Here is an 18,563-nt window from a genome sequence, read left to right as displayed (position 1 = left end):
AGTGAAACTGCCACTATCGCCTGGTTTTCCCCCGGCAGCCTAGGCCGGCGGCAGCCCACAGCGGTCACCCACACACCGGATTGCCGGTCACCCCCATCACTTCCGCACGGCACATTTCCAGCACGAACCATCGCCGCAAAGAGTTCAGGAAGTGTTCATGCCCGCCAAGGCAAACTGCCCGCCAACATAGACAAAGCCCTTAAACAATATCAAAGAGCCATCCGCGCTCGGGAGCGCTGCCATGAGACAACTCACTACTGCCATCGCCACCGCGGGCCTGCTATTACTAGCTACCCCCGCTCTCTCCGAAGCACACCGGGGATACCAACGTGCAATAGACCACGATCAACACGGGCAGGGAAGAGCTCAGCGCGAGCAGCGCCACTTCGAGCGCGGTCACGATAAACACCACAAAAAGCACCACAACCGCGAGCACGAAAGACAGCTTCGCAAGCAAGAGCGCAGAGAAGAACGCAGGCAGGAGCGCCGGCAAGAGCGTAGAGAAGAGCGCAGGCAAGAGCGCAGGCAAGAGCGCAAACACCGTCGTGAGGTTCGCCACGCCTATAAAGATGGCTATTCCAAAGGCTACAACCGCGGGCACCGCAAGGGGCATCGGCACGAACACCGCGCGGTACATCGCCCCCACTATCGCCACGGCCACCGCGGGCACCGACCCCACTGGCGTCCGGCGCATTACGGCTACGGCTACCGCTGGCGTCACCTACCGCAAAATATTGTCAGCGTGAGTATCGGCGCGGCAGGTTTTTATTACAGCGAAGGCATTTTTTACCGCCCAGCGTCCCACGGCTATGTGGTAACCCGGCCGCCCCACGGCGCCATAGTGCACAGCTTACCGGCTTCTGCCTTGACTGTGGTTGTCGGCGGCTACAACTACTATGTGGCCTACGACACCTACTACCAGTGGGACCAGGCGCGACGCGGCTACCGGGTGGTGCCAAATCCCGGCCTGCTGTAACGCTTATCCCCCCTCGCTTCAGCGGTCTTCGGACCGCTTTTTTATTTCTTCGCTAAAATCTGAACAAAAACTCAATAGCGGGAAAGGGCGAGGAAACCCACAAAAAACCGAATAAATATTTAGTTTTTTAACCGGTAAAAAATAGCGTTTTTTTATCTATAGTTATTGCTTTCCAGCCCTGCTGGGCCCAAGATTCGCGCCCGCCACAGATCAACGGAAAGGCGCCATGAAACAGCAACAAGTAAAAAACTGGACCTGCGAAGATTCAGCCGAACTGTACGGCATCCGCAACTGGGGCGCCGGCTATTTCGACTTGAATGAAAACGGTGAAGTCTCAGTACTGGTAGAAGGCCCAAACGGCAAATCCCACAGCGTATCCCTGATGGAAATCGCCCGAGGCGCCACCGAGCGCGGCCTGGGCATGCCGCTGTTACTGCGTATTGAGAACCTGCTCGACGAACAGATCGCCCGCATCAATGAATCCTTTGCCCGCGCCATCGACGACTGCGGCTACGGCAACGTGTTTCGCGGGGTTTTCCCCATAAAGGTGAACCAGCAGTGCCAGGTAATCGAAGAGATCGCCAGTGCCGGTCGACGCTTTAATCATGGCCTGGAAGCAGGCAGCAAGGCCGAGCTCATCGCGGCACTCTCCATTCTGGATAACACCGAATCCCTGATTGTGTGTAACGGCTACAAGGACGAGGAATTTATTAACCTCGGTCTACAGGCCCAGCGTCTGGGTGTACAGATCTTCTTCGTGGTGGAGACCCCCTCGGAGGTGGAAACCATTATTCGCTGTGCCGAGCGCGAGCAGGTGCGCCCCAATATCGGCGCGCGGGTAAAGCTCGCCTCCAAAGTCGGCGGGTACTGGAACGCAACCAGTGGCGACCGCAGTATTTTCGGCCTGGGCAGTAATGACCTGATCGCCATGGTCGACCAGCTGCGCAGTCACGATATGCTCGACTGCCTCAAACTGCTGCACTACCACCTGGGCTCACAGGTGCCGAATATTCGCGATATCCGCACAGGCGTATTGGAAGCCTGCCGTTACTACGCCGACCTGGTAGAGGAGGGCGCTCCCATGGGGTACCTGGACCTGGGTGGTGGCTTGGCGGTGGACTACGACGGCACCAAAACCAACTATACCCACTCGAAAAACTACTCTTTAGACGAGTATTGCGTGGATGTGGTGGAAGCCATTATGGGCACCCTCGACAGCGAGGGCGTGGCCCACCCGGTCATTATTACCGAGTCCGGTCGCGCCACCGTGGCTTACTCCTCGGTACTTTTATTCGATGTGCTCGACACCACCCGCTTCGAACCGGTAGAGCTGGAGCACACCAAGATCAGTGATGGCGACCACCAGATGTTGCTCAACCTGCAGGACGCGGTGCGCAGTATCACCCCGAAAAACCTGCAGGAAAGCTATAACGATGCCCTCTACTACCGCGACGAATTGCGCTCCCTGTACCTGCACGGCCAGGTGAGCCTGCGCGAGCGCGCCAATGCGGAAAACCTGTTCCTGCAGGGCGCTCAGGAAATTCGGGCACTGCTGGATGAGGCCGAGGCCATACCCGCGGATCTGCAGGCGCTGCCGGAGGTCCTTTCGGATATCTACTACGCCAATGTGAGCGTATTCCAATCGATCCCGGACATGTGGGCTATCGACCAGGTGTTCCCACTACTGCCGATCCACCGCCTGGACGAGGCGCCGACCCGCTCCGCCATCATTGCCGACATTACCTGCGACTGCGACGGCAAGATCGACCGTTTTATCGGCCATGAAAAAGAACAAAAGACCCTGCCCCTTCACGAACTTAAAAAGGGCGAGGACTATATTCTCGGCACCTTCCTGGTGGGCGCCTACCAGGAGACCCTCGGCGATCTGCACAACCTGTTCGGCGACACCAATGTGGTGAGCGTGCGCATACAGGAAGACGGCAGTATCGACTTCAGCCGTGAAATTCACGGCGACAGTATTTCCGATGTATTGAGTTACGTAGAATACCAACCTAAAGCGCTGTTTGAGCGCTTCCGCCAACTGGCGGAACGCGCCGTGAAGCAGGGGCTGATTACCGCGGCCCAGCGCAAGCAAATACTGCACACTTACACCGCCAGCATGAGCGGTTACACCTATTTTGAAAAATAAGTTAAAAATTAGGCGCCAGCGCCTTTAAGACGATAGCGGCGGTCAACGCCGCAGACTAAGGAGATCTTTATGGCCAACGTACTGATCATCGGCGCCGGCGGCGTCGGCCAGGTGGTCGCACACAAGTGCGCCCAGGTTGAGGAAGTATTTGAACATATCACCCTCGCCAGCCGCACCAAGAGCAAGTGCGACAAAATTGCGGAAATGCTACCGCGCAAAATCGATACTGCCGAGGTCGATGCGGACAACGTACCCGAACTGGTCAAGCTGATCGAGAAAGTAAAGCCGGACCTGGTAATTAATGTGGCCCTGCCCTACCAGGACCTGCACATCATGGATGCCTGCCTGGAAACCGGCGTGCACTACCTGGACACCGCCAACTACGAGCCGCCGGAAGAGGCCAAGTTCGAGTACAAGTGGCAGTGGGCCTACCAGGAGAAGTTCGAGAAAGCCGGCCTGATGGCCCTGCTCGGCAGCGGTTTCGACCCCGGTGTCACCAGCGTATTTACCGCCTACGCCAAGAAACACCACTTCGATCGTATCCACACCCTGGATATTCTCGACTGTAACGCCGGTGACCACGGCCTGCCGTTCGCCACCAACTTCAACCCGGAAATCAATATCCGCGAGATCACCGCCAACGGTCGCTACTGGGAAAACGGCCAGTGGATCACCACCAAGCCCATGGAAGAAAAGCGCGTCTTCAACTTCCCCGAGGGTATCGGCGACAAGGATATCTACCTGCTGTACCACGAGGAGCTGGAATCCCTGTCCAAGCACTTCCCAGAAATCGAGCGTGCACGCTTCTGGATGACCTTTGGCGACAGTTACCTGAAGCACCTGGAGGTCCTGCAAAACGTCGGCATGACCGGCATTGAGCCAGTGGAATTCCAGGGCCAGCAGATCGTGCCCATTCAGTTCCTCAAAGAACTTCTGCCGGACCCCGCCAGCCTGGGCCCGCTAACCAAAGGCAAGACCTGCATCGGCAACATTATCCGCGGCAGCAAAGACGGCGAAGAGAAGATCTACTACGTCTACAACACTTGCGATCACCAGGATTGTTACCAAGAAGTTCAGTCCCAGGCGATCTCCTACACCACCGGCGTACCCGCGATGATCGGCGCCAAGATGATGCTGGAAGGCAAGTGGATGAAGCCGGGTGTATGGAATATGGAGCAGATGGATCCGGATCCCTTTATGGACGATCTGAACCAGTACGGCCTGCCTTGGCAGGAAACCTGGCTGGATAAACCCTTCCGGTAAACACCGCACTTTTCCACCCCTCGGGATGGGCCCCGCGCCCATCCCGCGCAGCAGGATATATTGCCCCCCATGGACCTCACTCCCCGCGTTGACTACTTCGGCCACTTCGACCCCTACCGCGTACCCTCGCCCTGTTTCGTAGTTGACGAAACGGCCCTGCGCGACAACCTCGCTCTACTCGCCGATGTGCAAAAGCGCTCTGGTGCCAAGGTGCTGGCGGCGCTCAAAGCCTTTTCCATGTTCAGCACCGGTCATATCGTCGCAGAGTACCTGTCCGGCACCTGCGCCAGCGGCCTCTTCGAGGCGAAACTCGGCTTTGAGGAATACGGCGGCCGCGATCAGGGCAAAGAAGTACACGTATTCAGCGCCGGCTATAAAGAAGACGAATTACGCGAGATTCTGCAATTCGCTCAGCATGTGATTTTCAACTCTTTCGCCCAGTGGAAGCGCTACCGGGCGCTGTGCCTGGAGATGCAAAAGCAGCGCCCGGGGCTGCGCTTCGGCCTGCGTATCAACCCCGAGCACTCCGAGGGTCACACCGATCTCTACGATCCCTGCGCAGCCTGCTCGCGCCTCGGTATTGTGCGCTCACTGTTTGCCGGCGAATCCCTCGAGGGCATCAGTGGCCTGCACTTCCACACCCTGTGTGAACAGGACTTCAAACCGCTACAGCGCACCATCGCCGCGGTGGAAGAGAAGTTCGGCGACCTGATTCCGCAGATGGAGTGGATCAATTTCGGTGGCGGCCACCACATTACCCGCCGCGATTACCAGGTGGAAGAACTGATCCAGGCCGTGCGCGCTTTCGCCGGCAAATACGATGTGCAGGTCTACCTGGAGCCCGGCGAGGCTATCTCCCTATTCTCCGGCATTCTCGTGTCAGAAGTGGTGGACACCGCCTGGAACGGCGAAAACCAAGCCATTCTCGACGCTTCCGCTACCTGCCATATGCCGGATGTACTGGAAATGCCTTACCGCCCGCAAATTACCGGCGCCGCGCGCCCCGGCGAGCTGCCCCACACCTATCGCCTGGGCGGCCAGAGCTGCCTGGCCGGCGATAGCATCGGCGAGTACAGTTTCCACAATCCACTCAAGGTGGGGGAACGCCTGGTATTCGAGGAAATGGCCTACTACACCATGGTAAAAACCAACACCTTCAACGGCATCCCCCTGCCCGCCATCGCCCTGTGGAACTCGGATACTGACGACCTGAAGATAATCAAACGCTTCGGCTACGAGGACTTCAAGGATCGTCTCTCCTGAGTCCAACCCAACCCAGACAGATACGGGCGGCGGGCCGCGCAAGCGCCCCATCGCCAGAGGATATGCAGATGCAGCCAGAAAACGATTACCCCATCTTCCTCGGCTCCGAGATTGAGCAACCCAAGCCGGAAGATGCTCTTTTCCATATTATTCCCATCCCCTATGAAGAAACCGTCTCCTATGGCGGCGGCACCGGCAAGGGCCCGGCCTCTATTCTCGAAGCCTCCTGGCAGCTGGAGACCTACGACAATTTTTCCTCACCTTGCAAACTGGGTATCTACACCCGGCCACCGGTAACGGTATCGGCACCCGCCGAACAGGTGATGGACAATATCGCCGCAGCCACCAAAGAGGTATTGGCACTGGGTAAGATGCCGGTAGGTATCGGCGGTGAACACTCGGTGACCTGGGGCCTTATCAAGGGATTGCTGGACGCCGGGGAGACCGACTTCGGCGTGGTTCAAATTGATGCTCATGCCGATCTGCGCGATCGCTACGAGGGCTACAAACACAGCCACGCCAGCGTGATGCGCCTGGTCGTGGAGGCCGGCGTGCCGCTGTTCCAGCTGGGTATCCGCGCCTACTGCGAAGAGGAAGTGCAGGCGCGCAAGGACTATGACGTAGGCTTCCTGGATGCCCACCAGCTGGTGCCCAACAACGTGCAGGAATTCCAGCTACCGGATAACTTCCCCAAAAAGGTCTTCTTTACCCTGGATATCGACGGCATGGACCCTTCGGTCTTCCCGTCCACCGGCACCCCAGTACCCGGAGGCCTGGGCTGGTATCAGACCCTCAATCTATTCGAATCTGTTGCACGGCAAAGAGAGATTATCGGCTTCGACGTGCTGGAATTTGCGCCGATTGAAGGCTTTCACGCCTATGACTTCGCCGCTGCACAATTGATGTACAAGCTGATGGGTATTATCCAGCGCAATCGCTGACCAATCCTCCACACTCCAGCGCTTTGACAATTCTTAACCAATTCACCTGTCTTTGCTGTCAGGATAAGGGTTAGTATGCAGATGTGAGTAATCACTTCGCTGGAGAGACTGTGAATAAACTGAACCTAGTTCTGGGCGCCGGTGCCTTCATTGCACTGGCGGCCTTTGCCTTTAGCCCATCTGCCGATGCGCGTGGATACGAACGTGGGGACAATCACCGCCACCACCACCGTGGACACTATCGCGGCCCCCGTGTTTCTATCGGCTTTATCGCCGCGACACTGCCCAGAGAGCATGTGCGCGTCGCCGTTGGCGGACGCCCCTATTATTATCACGGTGGTCATTTCTATCGCCACAGCCCCAGGGGTTATGTGGTGGTCAGTGCGCCGCTGGGCGCCTCTGTAGTGACTCTGCCAGCAAGTGCTGTGCCAGTACAGGTGGGCGGTTTGACCTACTACCAATACGCCGACTCTTATTATCAGTGGATACCCGCCAACCGCTCCTATGTTGTGGTTGCGCCTCCCGCACCGGTGGCCGTAGTTCCCGCTCCAGCCCCAGTTGTCACAGTTCCAGCTCCGGCACCGGCAACCATTCCCACGACGCCGAACCCTGGCCCCAACGGTTTCCAGCCCGGCCAGGTAGTGGAGACTCTGCCAACGGGTTACACCGCTGAAATGATTAACGGCATCCAGTACTACCGCTATGGCGGCAATTACTTTATGCCCACCCAACGCGATGGCCGCGAAGTCTATGTGGTGGTCAAGCTGTAAGCCGCGCTTTGCTTTCCAGCCCGTGAAAACGGGCGAACTGCCCAAGAGCCCGGTGAAAGCTCGCTTCGAGCGAGGTACCGGGCTTTTCTGTCCAATGCAGGCTCTCTATACGCAACACCCCAACCTCCCGATCGGCCTTTAAGTCCACCAGTCCCACAAAGCGGTCTGCATATAAAATTGGCAGGCAAAAATAGCCATAGCGACGTTTGGCCGCGGGTACATAGCATTCCAACTGGTACTCAAACTCAAACAGTCGGCGCAGGCGCTTGCGCTGCAATATCAACGGGTCGAATGGCGATAGCAGGCGCACTTTGCGCGATACCCTAGCGGGCCCCTGTTCCAGCTGTTCGGTCAATATCAGCTCCTTCCCCAGCGGGGACAGCTCACCACTCGCCAGCATGGCCTCTACAGCCCGCTGTATCAAAGGCTTGTCTTCGCGGCGCAAGTAGGCAATTTCCTCAGCCCGACCAATCCCCTGGCACCCCAAAAAGGTGCGCACCAAGTGACAGCCGTAGTCGAGCTCTGAAGCAGCGCTGGTAGGCAATTTTGCCGGCAATATTCGCTCGGGCAGATCAAAGACTTTCTGGAAACCCTCGCGGTGGCTGACCATGAGCTCACCCTCGTGAAACAGCTGTTCCAAGGCTTTCTTCTCGTCGGACCACGCCCACCAACCGCTTTTGGTCCGTACGAAATCGCTGGCGCGCAGCGGCCCCTCTGAACACACCCGGTCGAGCACATAGCGACACAGCTTGGCATTTTTCTCGTACCAATGCCGCTGGCCGGCGCGGATACGCTCCATGCGCACACGCGCGTAGCGGTAGTGCGCCATGGGCAGGTAGGCGGCGGCGTGGGACCAGTACTCAAAAATTTCACGGCGCTGCTCCGCCTCGGCCAGGTGTACCTCGCGGTAGTGCGGTAGTCGGTTGAACAGCTGGTGGTGGTGGGCGCGGGTAATACGCTGGATGGCATCCAATTGCAGCGCGCCCAAATGCTCTAGTAACCCGGAGAGCCCCTCGGTCCAGGGGCTGTGGATAAACTGGCGCTGCAGCACCAGGGCGCGAATTTTCTGCTCTGACAGCAAGGTGCGACTCTCCCTGTGTCCAGCCAATAGCGTGGCTGGCGGTGGCTTTAACCCGAGGCGGGGAGCGGCTTACTCGCCCTGATAGTATTCCGGTGCCAAGTTATCGAAGCGGGTGTACTTACCGATAAACGCCGCGCGGCAAGTACCGATCTCACCGTTACGCTGCTTACCGATAATCAGCTCGGCCAACCCCTTATCCGGGCTGTCCTCGTTGTAGTACTCATCGCGGTAGATAAACAGAATTACATCCGCGTCCTGCTCGATCGCTCCGGATTCGCGCAGATCCGAGTTCATCGGGCGCTTGTTGGGCCGCTGCTCCACACCGCGGTTGAGCTGCGACAGGGCGATTACCGGACACTCATATTCTTTCGCCAGCGCCTTGAGAGAGCGCGAGATCTCTGAGATCTCCTGGGTACGTCCCTCGGTAGAGCCCTTCACCTGCATCAGCTGCAGGTAATCCACCATGATCATGGCAGGCAAACTTTTGGCCTCGGCATCCTCGCGGCTCATACGCGGATTTTCGCGCATCAGTTTGTTGATGTGGTCGCGTACCGTGCGCTTGGTGCGCGCGCGTACCTCACTGGGGCTGAGCGCCGGGGTATCGTCAATGTATAGGGCCTTGCCCTTCATTTTCTGTACGGCGCTGGAGAGCTTGGGCCAATCCTCTTCCTGCAGCTTGCCGTTCCTGATACGACCCTGATCGATACGGCCAATAGAAGACAGCATCCGCATGACCAGGCTGTCCGACGGCATCTCCATACTGAATACCAGAGTCGGGCGCTCCTGTACCAGCATGGCGCTCTCAATAAAATTTAATGCCAGCGCAGTCTTGCCCATGGAGGGGCGCGCGGCGAGGATCACCAGTTCGCCCGGCTGCCAACCCGAGGTGCGCTGGTCCAGCTCGGTGAGGCCCGTACTGAGGCCGGTGATATCCCCCTCGGTTTTGAACAACTCATCGATGCGCTCGACGGTTTTTTTCAGCAGGGTATCCACACCGACAAAGCCGCCCTCTTTGGCGCGCCCTTCGGCGATTTCCGCCACGCGGCGCTCGGCCATCTGCAGCAGGTCGGCGGAGGCGAGACCGCCCGGATTGAAGCTAGTGCGGCTGATTTCACCGGCAGCGGCGATCAGCTGGCGCAACATCGAGCGCTCGCGCACGATCTTGGCGTAGGCAACGATATTGGCGGCGGAGGGGGTGTTTTCGGCCAGCTCCGCCAAATAGGCCGGACCGCCTATTTCACCGAGCAGGTCGCGACTGGCGAGCCCTTCGGCGAGGGTAACGATATCCAGAGGCTGCTCGCCATTGCTCAATTCACCCATCACCGCAAATATCTTGCGGTGACTGGCGGTGAAGAAGTCCTCTTCACTCAACTGCTCAGCAACGGCATCGATGCGCCCCGGGTCAAGCATCAGACCACCGAGCACGGACTGCTCCGCCTCTACCGAATGCGGCAGTGGAGAGCTCTCCTCACTGTGGATATCTTCTTGCGGCGTGGGATATTCGTCGATCATGGGGCTTTACTGGATACCAGAAACAAAACAGGCGCTGACCCGGTGGGGTACAGCGCCCGATTGTAGCGCGGCTGGCGCCTATGGCACCAACTGCTTGTCGGCAAAACCTTATTCGGCTTCGACTACGACTTTAACTACAGCAGTCACGTCGGAGTGCAGCTGTACGTCTACTTCGTACTCACCCACTTCGCGCAGAGCACCTTCCGGCAGCTTCACTTCAGCCTTAGCGACTTCAACACCGCCAGCGGTAATCGCTTCAGCGATGTCGCGAGTGCCGATAGAACCGAACAGTTTACCTTCGTCACCGGCGTTGGCAGCGATAGTAACAACCAGGCCAGCCAGCTTGGTGGCACGGCTGTCGGCTTCTGCCAGCTTGGCAGCAGCCGCGGCTTCTAGTTCAGCGCGCTTGGCTTCGAACTCAGCAACGTTGGCTGCAGTAGCCGGAATTGCTTTACCAGTCGGCAGCAGGAAGTTGCGGCCAAAACCGGCTTTTACGTCAACGCGGTCACCCACGTTGCCCAGTTTGCCTACTTTATCGAGCAGAATAACTTCCATCTCGGTTTCCTCAATTTTGTATTGTGCGAGAGCGCCTATTTTGTGGAGCGCCCGCGAATATCTATCCAGCTATCTACCAGAGCCAGGCCACACAGGAATCCAGCCAGGGGCAGGCCACCGATCACCAGCATCACATACATCGCCACCAGGGGACCTATCCCCCAACCGCGACTGGCGACCAGCCAGTGAATCAGAGCAATGCCCGCCACCACCATCGGAAAGGCGATGACGGCGCCCCAAAAGGCGTAGCCTGGGGTTACCAGACTCAACACCCAAAGCAGCATGCTTAGTGCCGCCAGCCACCGAGGCATACGCAGCTGATGAAACTCCTGGCGAAAACCGCCGGGGTTATACAACAGCGCCTGCCAGTAGCGCCCCAAGACCAAAGCCAGTGTGGCGCTCATCGCCGATATCAGGCTCAGATATCCAGTAATCTGCAACTCGCCTGAGAACACCTGCTTGAGCTCTTCCATCGGCACAGTGTTGGGCTGTTGCGCGGCGCTTTCAAGCGCCTGCATAAAGCCCTGCAGCAAGCCGCCACTGAAAGCCGAGGTGAGCAGTATACCCACCGCCGAGGCCGCCGTTACTGCAAGCAGAGCGGCAACCCATGAGCGGCGGCTGCGCAGCGCCACGGCACCGCAGAATACTGCGGCGAAATGGCCGGCGGATATGCCGGTCACCAGGGGTGGCACATGGCCACTCATACCCATAACGACGATCGGCAACAGCGCCCAGGCCAATACCATCAGGCCTTCGCTGCCGCCGCGGCGCAAGCTCACCAGAGCGAGGATTGCCGGGCTTATCAGCGGTATCCCCACCATGGTGAGGACTACCGCCCGCACGCGCCCGCGCATAATAAATTCAGCTACGGCGCGCATATCTAGATAGCTTCTCTATTAATGAGTCTAAGCAAACTGCGGCTTAAACTTCGTGGCTGTCCGTGTACGGCAGCAGTGCCAGGTAGCGTGCACGCTTGACCGCGGTGGCCAGCTGACGCTGATACTTGGCTTTGGTGCCGGTGATACGGCTCGGTACAATTTTGCCAGTCTCAGAAACGTAGGCTTTCAGAGTATCGAGATCTTTGTAGTCGATACGCTTAACACCTTCCGCGGTGAAACGGCAGAACTTACGACGACGGAAAAAACGTGCCATCTGATTATCCCCTTACTCTTCGCTTTCAGCGTTATCGGAAGATTCTTCCGCGGCATGGGAGGAAGGCTTGTCTTCCTCGGTGCGCTCGCGACGCTCAGTGCGCTCTGCACGGGCGGCCTTGCGTTCACGGCTTTCTTTTTCCGCTTTCATGATCGGGCTCTCATCGGTGATCGCCTCGTCTTCACGGATTACCAGATTACGGATAACCGCATCGTTGTAACGGAAGTTGGTGGTCAGCTCTTCCAGAGCTTCTTCAGTGCACTCAACATTCATCAGAATGTAGTGAGCTTTGTGGATCTTGTTGATCGGGTAAGCCAGACGGCGACGGCCCCAGTCTTCCAGGCGGTTAACTTCACCACCAGTGTCCTTGATGGCAGCGGTGTAACGCTCCACCATGCCAGGTACCTGCTCGCTCTGGTCCGGATGAACCAGGAATACAATTTCGTAATGACGCATTTTAGCTCCTTACGGGTTAATCAGCCTCCCGGACAGTCCGATGAGGCAAGGAGTACAACAGGCGCGGTGATACCGAGCCCATTGCGGGCGGCGTATTCTAGGCAGTTGCGGGATTGGTTGCAAGTTGATCAATTTCATCTAGGCCGATGCCGTCGCCAACCCGGTTGCAAATTGATCAATTAATCGGTGTATCAATCGATGTTATGCGCGAGCGGGGGCGGTGCTTGCGTGGATTAAGCCACTGAAGTGTGCGATCTGGTCATGGGTTTTCACCACTGTGCTGGCATATAGTGCCACCAGTTGCAGGGAGAAGTACCGTGCCCCAAGAAATCCACAATCTCACATTTGGCGCCTTCCAGGTGCCAGTCGCCACTTTTCACAATGGCGAAAGCCCTCTCGTCCTGGTCATTCCCGCCATGGGGGTACCGGCCAATCGCTACCGACTTTTGCTCGAAGAGCTACAGCGACTCGGCTACAGCACCGCCATCACCGAGCTACCGGGTACAGGCGACAGCCTGCCAAAACCAAGCCGCAGTGCCGACTACGGTTACGACGATTTGGTATTCACATTTATCCCGCAGCTACTGAAGCTGCTAGAGCAGTCCTTCCCCGCCGGCCCGGCCCTGATTCTCGGCCACAGCATCGGCGGCCAAACCAGCACCCTGGCGGCGCGCGCGGGCCTGACCGGCAACGCCAAAGTGGTGACCATTGCTTCAGGACATGTCGATCACCGCAGTTGGCACGGGCTACAGCGCTATGCCCTGCTGACTTTCGCCGCGATTGCCAGTGCCACATCGAGCGTGCTGGGCTATTTCCCCGGCGCGCGAATGGGCTTTGGCTGGCGCGAAGCGCGCAAGCTGATGCAGGACTGGGCCAGCGCGATCTTCAGCGGCCATTTTTCCCCGGAAAAACAGTTTATTGAACGCAAAGCCAGTGACCAACCCACACTGCATATCGCCCTGGCCGGTGATCCTTTCGCACCGCTAGAAGCAGCCCGCAGACTGGCTGCGATTATGGATGGCGAAACCCGAGAGATGGCTGCCACGCACCCTATAGGCAATCCGCATCTAAGCTGGATAAAAAATCCGCGCCCAATCGTCGCCGAAGTGGACAGTTGGCTGACCCAGCAACCCGCCATCTCGAACTGAAAACGGCTCCCCTGGCGCCAGGCGATGACCTCTAATGATCAACACATCCTTAATGCTTTCTTTGCCGCGACACCCTCTGCGACCTTCATCGTTCCGCCCAGTCATTTTCTGTTCGCTTCCGATTCTGGCCAGTATCCACAACAGGTCGGAAGTAACTTGTCTTCCAGCAAGCTAAACCAATAAACGATCGCCTGGGGAATTCGATGACTACTGACCATTTCAAGCAATTCGAAACTTTGCATCAAGGTAACCAGGTGCTCATTCTGCCCAATATCTGGGATGCCGCCAGCGCGCTGCTTTGCCAGGCAGTTGGTGCCTCCGCTCTGGCCACCAGTAGCGCCGCGGTCGCTTGGTCACTCGGTTATACGGATGGCGGCAGCCTGCCTGTATCGGAACACCTCGGAGCCATTCAGCGTATTTTGCGTGTTTCCCGGATACCGGTATCCATAGATATAGAAGATGGATACAGCTCCGACCCCATTCAGGTAGCCGAGCTGGTCAAAACTTTGAGCGATCTCGGTGTCGTAGGGATTAATATCGAGGATGGCAACGGGAGCCCGCAATTGCTGTGCGAAAAAATCCGATCCATTCGATCTGCCTTACAGGGGCGATCACTTTTTATTAATGCGCGGACTGACGTATACCTAAACAGGGGAAATGAGAGTGAAGATTCGCTCAGTGAAGTGATACAAAGATTATTGCACTATCAAAATGCCGGTGCGAATGGAGGATTTATCCCGGGTTTAACCTCCCTGGCGGAGGCTCAGCGCCTTGCAAAGAAAATCACTATCCCGCTCAACTTAATGTTGCTACCTGGAATGGAGGCGCCGACGCAATTCTACACAGCGGGCATTCGCAGATTGAGTTATGGAGCAGCACCATTCCAATCGAGCTATGCCCTATTTAACCATTTATCGAAAGACGTTCTAAAAAACAAAATCCCCGTTGGAATATTTGATCACCCGCTGGATTATGATTACTTAAATAGTGAAGTGTTCGTTTTAGAGAGAGGTTCCCCCTTGAGCGAATACAGAAATTAAGCGTTTCTCAGCAGCGTTTTTTAAGTTTTGATCAAGATAGCTGCTGAAACTAGTGATGACTTTCCCTAGAAAAAAGTCATCACTAACGCCAAGTAATTTATAAATTGATTAGATTCTCTATCTTCCTCTCAGAAGACATAAGCAACACCAAGACTAAACTCGCTTTTGCTATAGGAATACAAGTCCCGGTTTTCACTATTATCAATATACTGATATTTTCCATTGACGTGAAAATCTGGAGTAATTCTAAGTTTTGCCGCCAACCAAGATCTCACCCTATCAGCCTCCCTGTAGTAAAAATCTATATTGCTTTCATTGTCAGTAATACGATTTTTTTCGTTATAGAGACTACTGCGATACTCCAAGCCGGTAGAAAAATTCCACTTAGCAGAGAGGTTCCAGGCCAGGGCCCCACCCAAGGAGTGTCGGGCAGGAGAATAGCTATAGTAATCCCCCTGGGATTTCACTTGACCTTCGCGATCGCTGTAGTCGAAACGATAAAAAATGGAAGCCTCGGCAGAAAATAATACACGCTGCCAGCTCACATCAAAAAACTGGCGCCAACCATCCAGGTAAGCATATTCATCGCCACCAATGTAGTATCCTGGGCTGTAGGAAATAGCTACTTTTGAGTGCCCCCAATTTTTTGAGGCCTTGGCAAGTAACCGCACCTGCTGGGTGACAGACTCTCCTCCCAGCGTCACCATCTCGGCCGCAAGGCCCAACTCTGTCGCCCAACCAAACCGCTGCTGATCTCGGGAAAACGCTGCACGGGCACTGGCTAGATCAAGATTCTCATACTCTTTATATTTCCGCCCAAACCCGTAACCGTGCACCCGCCATCCATTTGCTTGCGATCCGCTAAAACGATATTGCCCCCAGGCAAAAAATTCTGCGAAGTTGTCATCGCCGATTGAGGATTCTTCCAGCAATTCATTTTGCAACGCATAAGCGTTGTCATCATGGCCGGCGCTCAAACTAACCGTAGCCAACCAGGGTTTATCCTGTTCTCCGCGATGTGCATCGGCAAGTAAACGCAGGCGGCGAGCGGCCATGTTTCGCAGTTTTTCACTGGCCGCTCCCTCCCGCACAATACGATAGTGTTTGAGCGCAACCAGCTCTCGCTTACTGCGCTCCGCAGCAATGGCCAGGTTATAGTGGGCCAGATCTCGCCAGCGAGCGTCATTCAGCAAGCCGAGAAAATAAATCGTGGCCTCTGAATAACGCTCGAGTTTCATCAGGGTAACGCCGGTGTTATATCTGATCTTTGCCGAGTTATTGCCAGACTCACGCTCAGCCTCAAAATACTTTAGCGCCTTACGGTATTTTCCCTGCTTAAAAGCCTCCGTCGCCTCGCTAAAGGAATCCGCCGCCATAGATACTGAAGGTATCAATACCATCAGTGTGATTAGTACTGTTCCGATCTGCCCATGTTGCACTGTGGATTACTCCTAAACATTCCCTGTCATCAAGTTTTTTCGTATCCGTCAGTTAGGCATCCGGGCCATCGGGTAAATCCTCCTGAACTTGCCCCAAAATTCCATCGAGCTCCATTGAAATCTGATCGCGAATATCAACTGGCAAACTACTCAAGATATCCTGCATCATTTGCTCGATCACACCCTGAATATCGGCACCATTCATAGCACTTTTCACAGCTTCTTCGATATTTTCCCTGGCGACCTCGGCTGTTCGCATGGCCTCTTCCCTAGCCGCTTCCGCTGAGAGACGCGCACTGGCCATAATTTCCTGGTGCCGCGCGATAGCCTCATGCATCTTCGCCTCAATTTCCTCGCTGTGCTCGGCCCCCATCCCTGAGGAAGCCATCGCCTCCATCACCGCGGCCATGGTTTCCTCGGCAATTTCTTGCAGATCCGGCGGCAACTCTATGTTATTCACCACATCCAGCGCATCTTGGTCCTCCTCTACCACGGTTAAAGTGACATCCAGATCTTCAGGCATTTCCTGTGCCATTAGTGGTCCGGTGCACAGCACTGTCGCAGCGACACTCGCCGCCAATATTCCCTGTTTCCACATCGCTTGGTTACCTCTAAGTTGTGACGTACATTGCCATTCAATACGGCGGGAGGTGTTGAGTTCACAAATGCGTTAATCGTTGTCGCATGCGCTTACTCGCCCCGCCATATTCCACTTCAATCAATATCTCCCCCGCGTCTCTATCGCCGAGAACTTTCACCGGTAGTGACAGGCGGTTACTTCCAACCGCAATATCCGTCTGCCATTGCAATACCTGTCTGCTCGCATACCCTTCGAGACGTACATTCTCCGGTAGGATTATCCGGATTACCGCGCCCGGCATGGACCGGCCACTATGCAGCACAAAATGCACTGGCCGTGAAGTCGCCGCTTGTGTATGAGCCCGATTGGAATGCGCGGGTGTGTAAACCGATGCGACTTCCGATAACAAATTTTTTGAGGGGGCGAACAGCGCTACCAATGTAATGACTAGAAGAAAACTAGCGGCTACCGCCAGCTGTCCCAGCTTCGGGTATTTACCACCGGAGAGGCGCTTTGCAGAATACGCAGCATGTGCCTCCTGACGAGCAAATAAGGATGCCAAAATGCGCTCTTCTAAATCATCGCCGGGCTCCTCAACCGGCAGACACCTGAGCTGCCTCTCCAAATCCGCATCACTTGAAAAATCTGCCAAGTCATTTTTTAGCATTGCCGTTTCCTCTAATCATTAACACGGCTGACTCTCGCTATAGGTTCCCTCGCCCAGTATTTTTTTTAATTTTTTATGTGCGCGATGCAAGCGCGACTTCACTGTACCCACATTGACATCCAAAATGTCCGACACCTCCAGTACTGAATAGCCCTCCACATCGTGCAGTAAAACAGCATCGCGCCATCCCGCTTCTAAGGTCGATAAGGCTTGTAGCAACAGGCGCTGAGTTTCCACCCGCGCATAGGGCTCCTCTTCAAATACACTGCCTGCCGCCTCTTGCCAATCGACCTCAGAATCAATTGGTGAGATGCGACGCCTGCGGTAGAGGTCGACATAACGGTGATAAAGCACCTTGATTAACCAGGGACCCAGGCGCTCAATTTTTTCCAATGCCACTGATCGCGCCAACAAACTGGCCAGTACATCCTGTACGAGATCTTCGGCCTCTTCTCGATTTCGGGTCCAACGATAGGCCATACGATAGAGCTGACGGATATGTGGGTGAACGAATTCGGCAAAGCGAGCACCACTCGATCGCCGCAGCAGTAATTTGGAGGGCCAGGCGTACAAACCACTACTCCCGGAAATTAGGGAAAAGGTGTCCGCAAGTTTTTCTCTACTCGCGACATAAATAAAATGAAAACTGCACAGTGAAACCACATGATGGCAGTGAGAAAAAATCTAGCAGTAATTCGCTGGGGAGGAGCAGTGAAAGGGATTTGTACGTGAAAAGCTACGCCGGGCCAATACACGACCCGGCGTCAGTAAACACCGGGTCGCGAAGCCGGATTAAACTCGGAAAGAAAATCAGCCGCCGCGCTGGCGCACCGCCTCAAATAGGCAGACTCCGGTAGCGACAGAGACATTAAGACTGCTGACTTCACCGGCCATGGGAATTTTAATCAGATGGTCACAGTGCTCTCGGGTCAATCTGCGCAGACCACTGCCCTCGGCTCCCATCACCAGAGCCATAGGGCCCGTTAACTGAGACTGATAAACATTCTGAGTGGCCTCACCAGCCGCGCCAAATATCCATACCCCGGCTTGCTGTAATTGCTGCAGGGTACGCGCGAGATTAGTCACTGTGACGAAGGGCAAAACCTCCGCTGCGCCACAAGCCACCTTTCGCGCGGTGGGCGTAAGGCCCGCAGATTTATCCTTTGGCGCAATAACGGCGTGTACCCCGGCGGCTTCAGCAGAGCGCAAGCAGGCCCCCAGATTATGGGGATCAGTGACACCATCCAATATCAACAGGAAAGGCGCCTCGGCCCGTTGATCAAGCTGCTCGAGTAATTCCAACAGAAATTTTTCATCATGGACTTTGGTTTTACCGACACAGAGTGCCACTACACCCTGATGATTCGCACCCTCTTCCACTTTGTCATCCAAAGTGCGCCGGTCAACGAAGCTCAGGGCAATATCATTTTTCTCCGCCTGCAAAATAATTTTCTGCAAACGCTGATCCTTGCGTCCGCGCAATAACATCAGCTCCTGCACATTCTGTGGAGAACCCTTTAAAAGCGCCTGCACCGCGTGCAGGCCGTACACCAATTCTTGGCTCAATGTAT

19 protein-coding genes are annotated in these 18,563 nt (G+C 55.8%); 8 read left to right on the top strand and 11 right to left on the bottom strand.

What is annotated here, in order from left to right:
• The first annotated feature begins 241 nt into the window (after nucleotides 1–241).
• The 6 genes from Q1A69_RS05320 to Q1A69_RS05295 all read left to right on the top strand — a co-directional run bounded on the left by Q1A69_RS05320 (nucleotide 242) and on the right by Q1A69_RS05295 (nucleotide 7,362).
• Nucleotides 242–976 (top strand): DUF6515 family protein, encoded by a 735-nt coding sequence (locus Q1A69_RS05320; RefSeq protein ID WP_299582201.1) that lies wholly within the window; start codon nucleotides 242–244, stop codon nucleotides 974–976.
• A 226-nt stretch (nucleotides 977–1,202) separates the two neighbouring features.
• Nucleotides 1,203–3,125, top strand: coding sequence for a biosynthetic arginine decarboxylase (gene speA, locus Q1A69_RS05315; protein ID WP_299582198.1), 1,923 nt, complete (start codon nucleotides 1,203–1,205; stop codon nucleotides 3,123–3,125).
• A 69-nt stretch (nucleotides 3,126–3,194) separates the two neighbouring features.
• A complete protein-coding gene (locus Q1A69_RS05310) occupies nucleotides 3,195–4,388 on the top strand; it encodes a saccharopine dehydrogenase family protein (protein ID WP_299582195.1) in 1,194 nt (397 codons plus the stop codon).
• Between the two features lie 69 nt (nucleotides 4,389–4,457).
• The gene (gene nspC / locus Q1A69_RS05305) at nucleotides 4,458–5,651 is read left to right on the top strand and encodes a carboxynorspermidine decarboxylase (protein WP_299582192.1); all 1,194 of its coding nucleotides are present in this window, start codon (nucleotides 4,458–4,460) and stop codon (nucleotides 5,649–5,651) included.
• Nucleotides 5,652–5,719: 68 nt separating this feature from the next.
• Nucleotides 5,720–6,592, top strand: a complete 873-nt coding sequence (gene speB / locus Q1A69_RS05300) for an agmatinase (RefSeq protein WP_299582189.1) — start codon at nucleotides 5,720–5,722, stop codon at nucleotides 6,590–6,592.
• Nucleotides 6,593–6,702: 110 nt separating this feature from the next.
• Nucleotides 6,703–7,362 carry a DUF6515 family protein gene (locus tag Q1A69_RS05295; protein WP_299582186.1) on the top strand — a complete coding sequence of 220 codons (660 nt, stop codon included), beginning with the start codon at nucleotides 6,703–6,705 and terminating at the stop codon, nucleotides 7,360–7,362.
• On the opposite strand, the gene Q1A69_RS05290 is transcribed toward Q1A69_RS05295, so the two are convergent.
• From Q1A69_RS05290 to rpsF, 6 genes are all read right to left on the bottom strand, one after another.
• Nucleotides 7,352–8,443 (bottom strand): crosslink repair DNA glycosylase YcaQ family protein, encoded by a 1,092-nt coding sequence (locus Q1A69_RS05290; protein ID WP_299582183.1) that lies wholly within the window; start codon nucleotides 8,441–8,443, stop codon nucleotides 7,352–7,354. The two genes, Q1A69_RS05295 and Q1A69_RS05290, sit on opposite strands and share 11 nt — an antisense overlap.
• A 69-nt stretch (nucleotides 8,444–8,512) precedes the next feature.
• Nucleotides 8,513–9,955: a replicative DNA helicase gene (dnaB, locus tag Q1A69_RS05285; RefSeq protein ID WP_299582181.1), complete on the bottom strand. Its 1,443-nt coding sequence runs from the start codon at nucleotides 9,953–9,955 to the stop codon at nucleotides 8,513–8,515.
• Nucleotides 9,956–10,063: 108 nt separating this feature from the next.
• Nucleotides 10,064–10,510: a 50S ribosomal protein L9 gene (rplI, locus tag Q1A69_RS05280; protein WP_299582179.1), complete on the bottom strand. Its 447-nt coding sequence runs from the start codon at nucleotides 10,508–10,510 to the stop codon at nucleotides 10,064–10,066.
• Nucleotides 10,511–10,545: 35 nt separating this feature from the next.
• Nucleotides 10,546–11,388: a hypothetical protein gene (locus Q1A69_RS05275; protein ID WP_299582176.1), complete on the bottom strand. Its 843-nt coding sequence runs from the start codon at nucleotides 11,386–11,388 to the stop codon at nucleotides 10,546–10,548.
• A gap of 43 nt (nucleotides 11,389–11,431) precedes the next feature.
• Entirely contained in the window at nucleotides 11,432–11,662 is a 231-nt protein-coding gene (gene rpsR, locus Q1A69_RS05270; RefSeq protein ID WP_299582174.1) for a 30S ribosomal protein S18, read from the bottom strand.
• 12 nt (nucleotides 11,663–11,674) lie between these two features.
• Complete coding sequence (gene rpsF, locus Q1A69_RS05265; RefSeq protein WP_299582172.1) at nucleotides 11,675–12,118, bottom strand: 30S ribosomal protein S6; 444 nt, start codon at nucleotides 12,116–12,118, stop codon at nucleotides 11,675–11,677.
• A 317-nt stretch (nucleotides 12,119–12,435) separates the two neighbouring features.
• On the opposite strand from rpsF, the gene Q1A69_RS05260 reads away from it, so the two are divergent.
• Together Q1A69_RS05260 and Q1A69_RS05255 are read left to right on the top strand one after the other, a co-directional pair.
• A complete protein-coding gene (locus tag Q1A69_RS05260; RefSeq protein WP_299582169.1) occupies nucleotides 12,436–13,266 on the top strand; it encodes an alpha/beta fold hydrolase in 831 nt (276 codons plus the stop codon).
• 203 nt (nucleotides 13,267–13,469) lie between these two features.
• Nucleotides 13,470–14,306, top strand: coding sequence for an isocitrate lyase/phosphoenolpyruvate mutase family protein (locus Q1A69_RS05255; protein ID WP_299582167.1), 837 nt, complete (start codon nucleotides 13,470–13,472; stop codon nucleotides 14,304–14,306).
• Between the two features lie 128 nt (nucleotides 14,307–14,434).
• Here the strand turns inward: Q1A69_RS05255 and Q1A69_RS05250 are convergent, their stop codons facing one another.
• The 5 genes from Q1A69_RS05250 to rlmB form a co-directional block, all read right to left on the bottom strand.
• Nucleotides 14,435–15,745 carry a hypothetical protein gene (locus tag Q1A69_RS05250; protein WP_299582165.1) on the bottom strand — a complete coding sequence of 437 codons (1,311 nt, stop codon included), beginning with the start codon at nucleotides 15,743–15,745 and terminating at the stop codon, nucleotides 14,435–14,437.
• A gap of 52 nt (nucleotides 15,746–15,797) precedes the next feature.
• Nucleotides 15,798–16,343 (bottom strand): hypothetical protein, encoded by a 546-nt coding sequence (locus Q1A69_RS05245; RefSeq protein WP_299582162.1) that lies wholly within the window; start codon nucleotides 16,341–16,343, stop codon nucleotides 15,798–15,800.
• Nucleotides 16,344–16,404: 61 nt separating this feature from the next.
• On the bottom strand, nucleotides 16,405–16,992 hold the full coding sequence (locus Q1A69_RS05240) for a hypothetical protein (RefSeq protein WP_299582160.1): 588 nt from the start codon (nucleotides 16,990–16,992) through the stop codon (nucleotides 16,405–16,407).
• 18 nt (nucleotides 16,993–17,010) lie between these two features.
• Entirely contained in the window at nucleotides 17,011–17,565 is a 555-nt protein-coding gene (locus Q1A69_RS05235) for an RNA polymerase sigma factor (protein WP_299582158.1), read from the bottom strand.
• 237 nt (nucleotides 17,566–17,802) lie between these two features.
• Nucleotides 17,803–18,558 carry a 23S rRNA (guanosine(2251)-2'-O)-methyltransferase RlmB gene (gene rlmB, locus Q1A69_RS05230; RefSeq protein WP_299582155.1) on the bottom strand — a complete coding sequence of 252 codons (756 nt, stop codon included), beginning with the start codon at nucleotides 18,556–18,558 and terminating at the stop codon, nucleotides 17,803–17,805.
• Between the last annotated feature and the right edge of the window lie 5 nt (nucleotides 18,559–18,563).

The organism is uncultured Microbulbifer sp. (assembly GCF_947498635.1).
GTDB classification, from domain to species: domain Bacteria; phylum Pseudomonadota; class Gammaproteobacteria; order Pseudomonadales; family Cellvibrionaceae; genus Microbulbifer; species Microbulbifer echini.
This window is presented reverse-complemented; position numbering and strand designations above follow the sequence as displayed.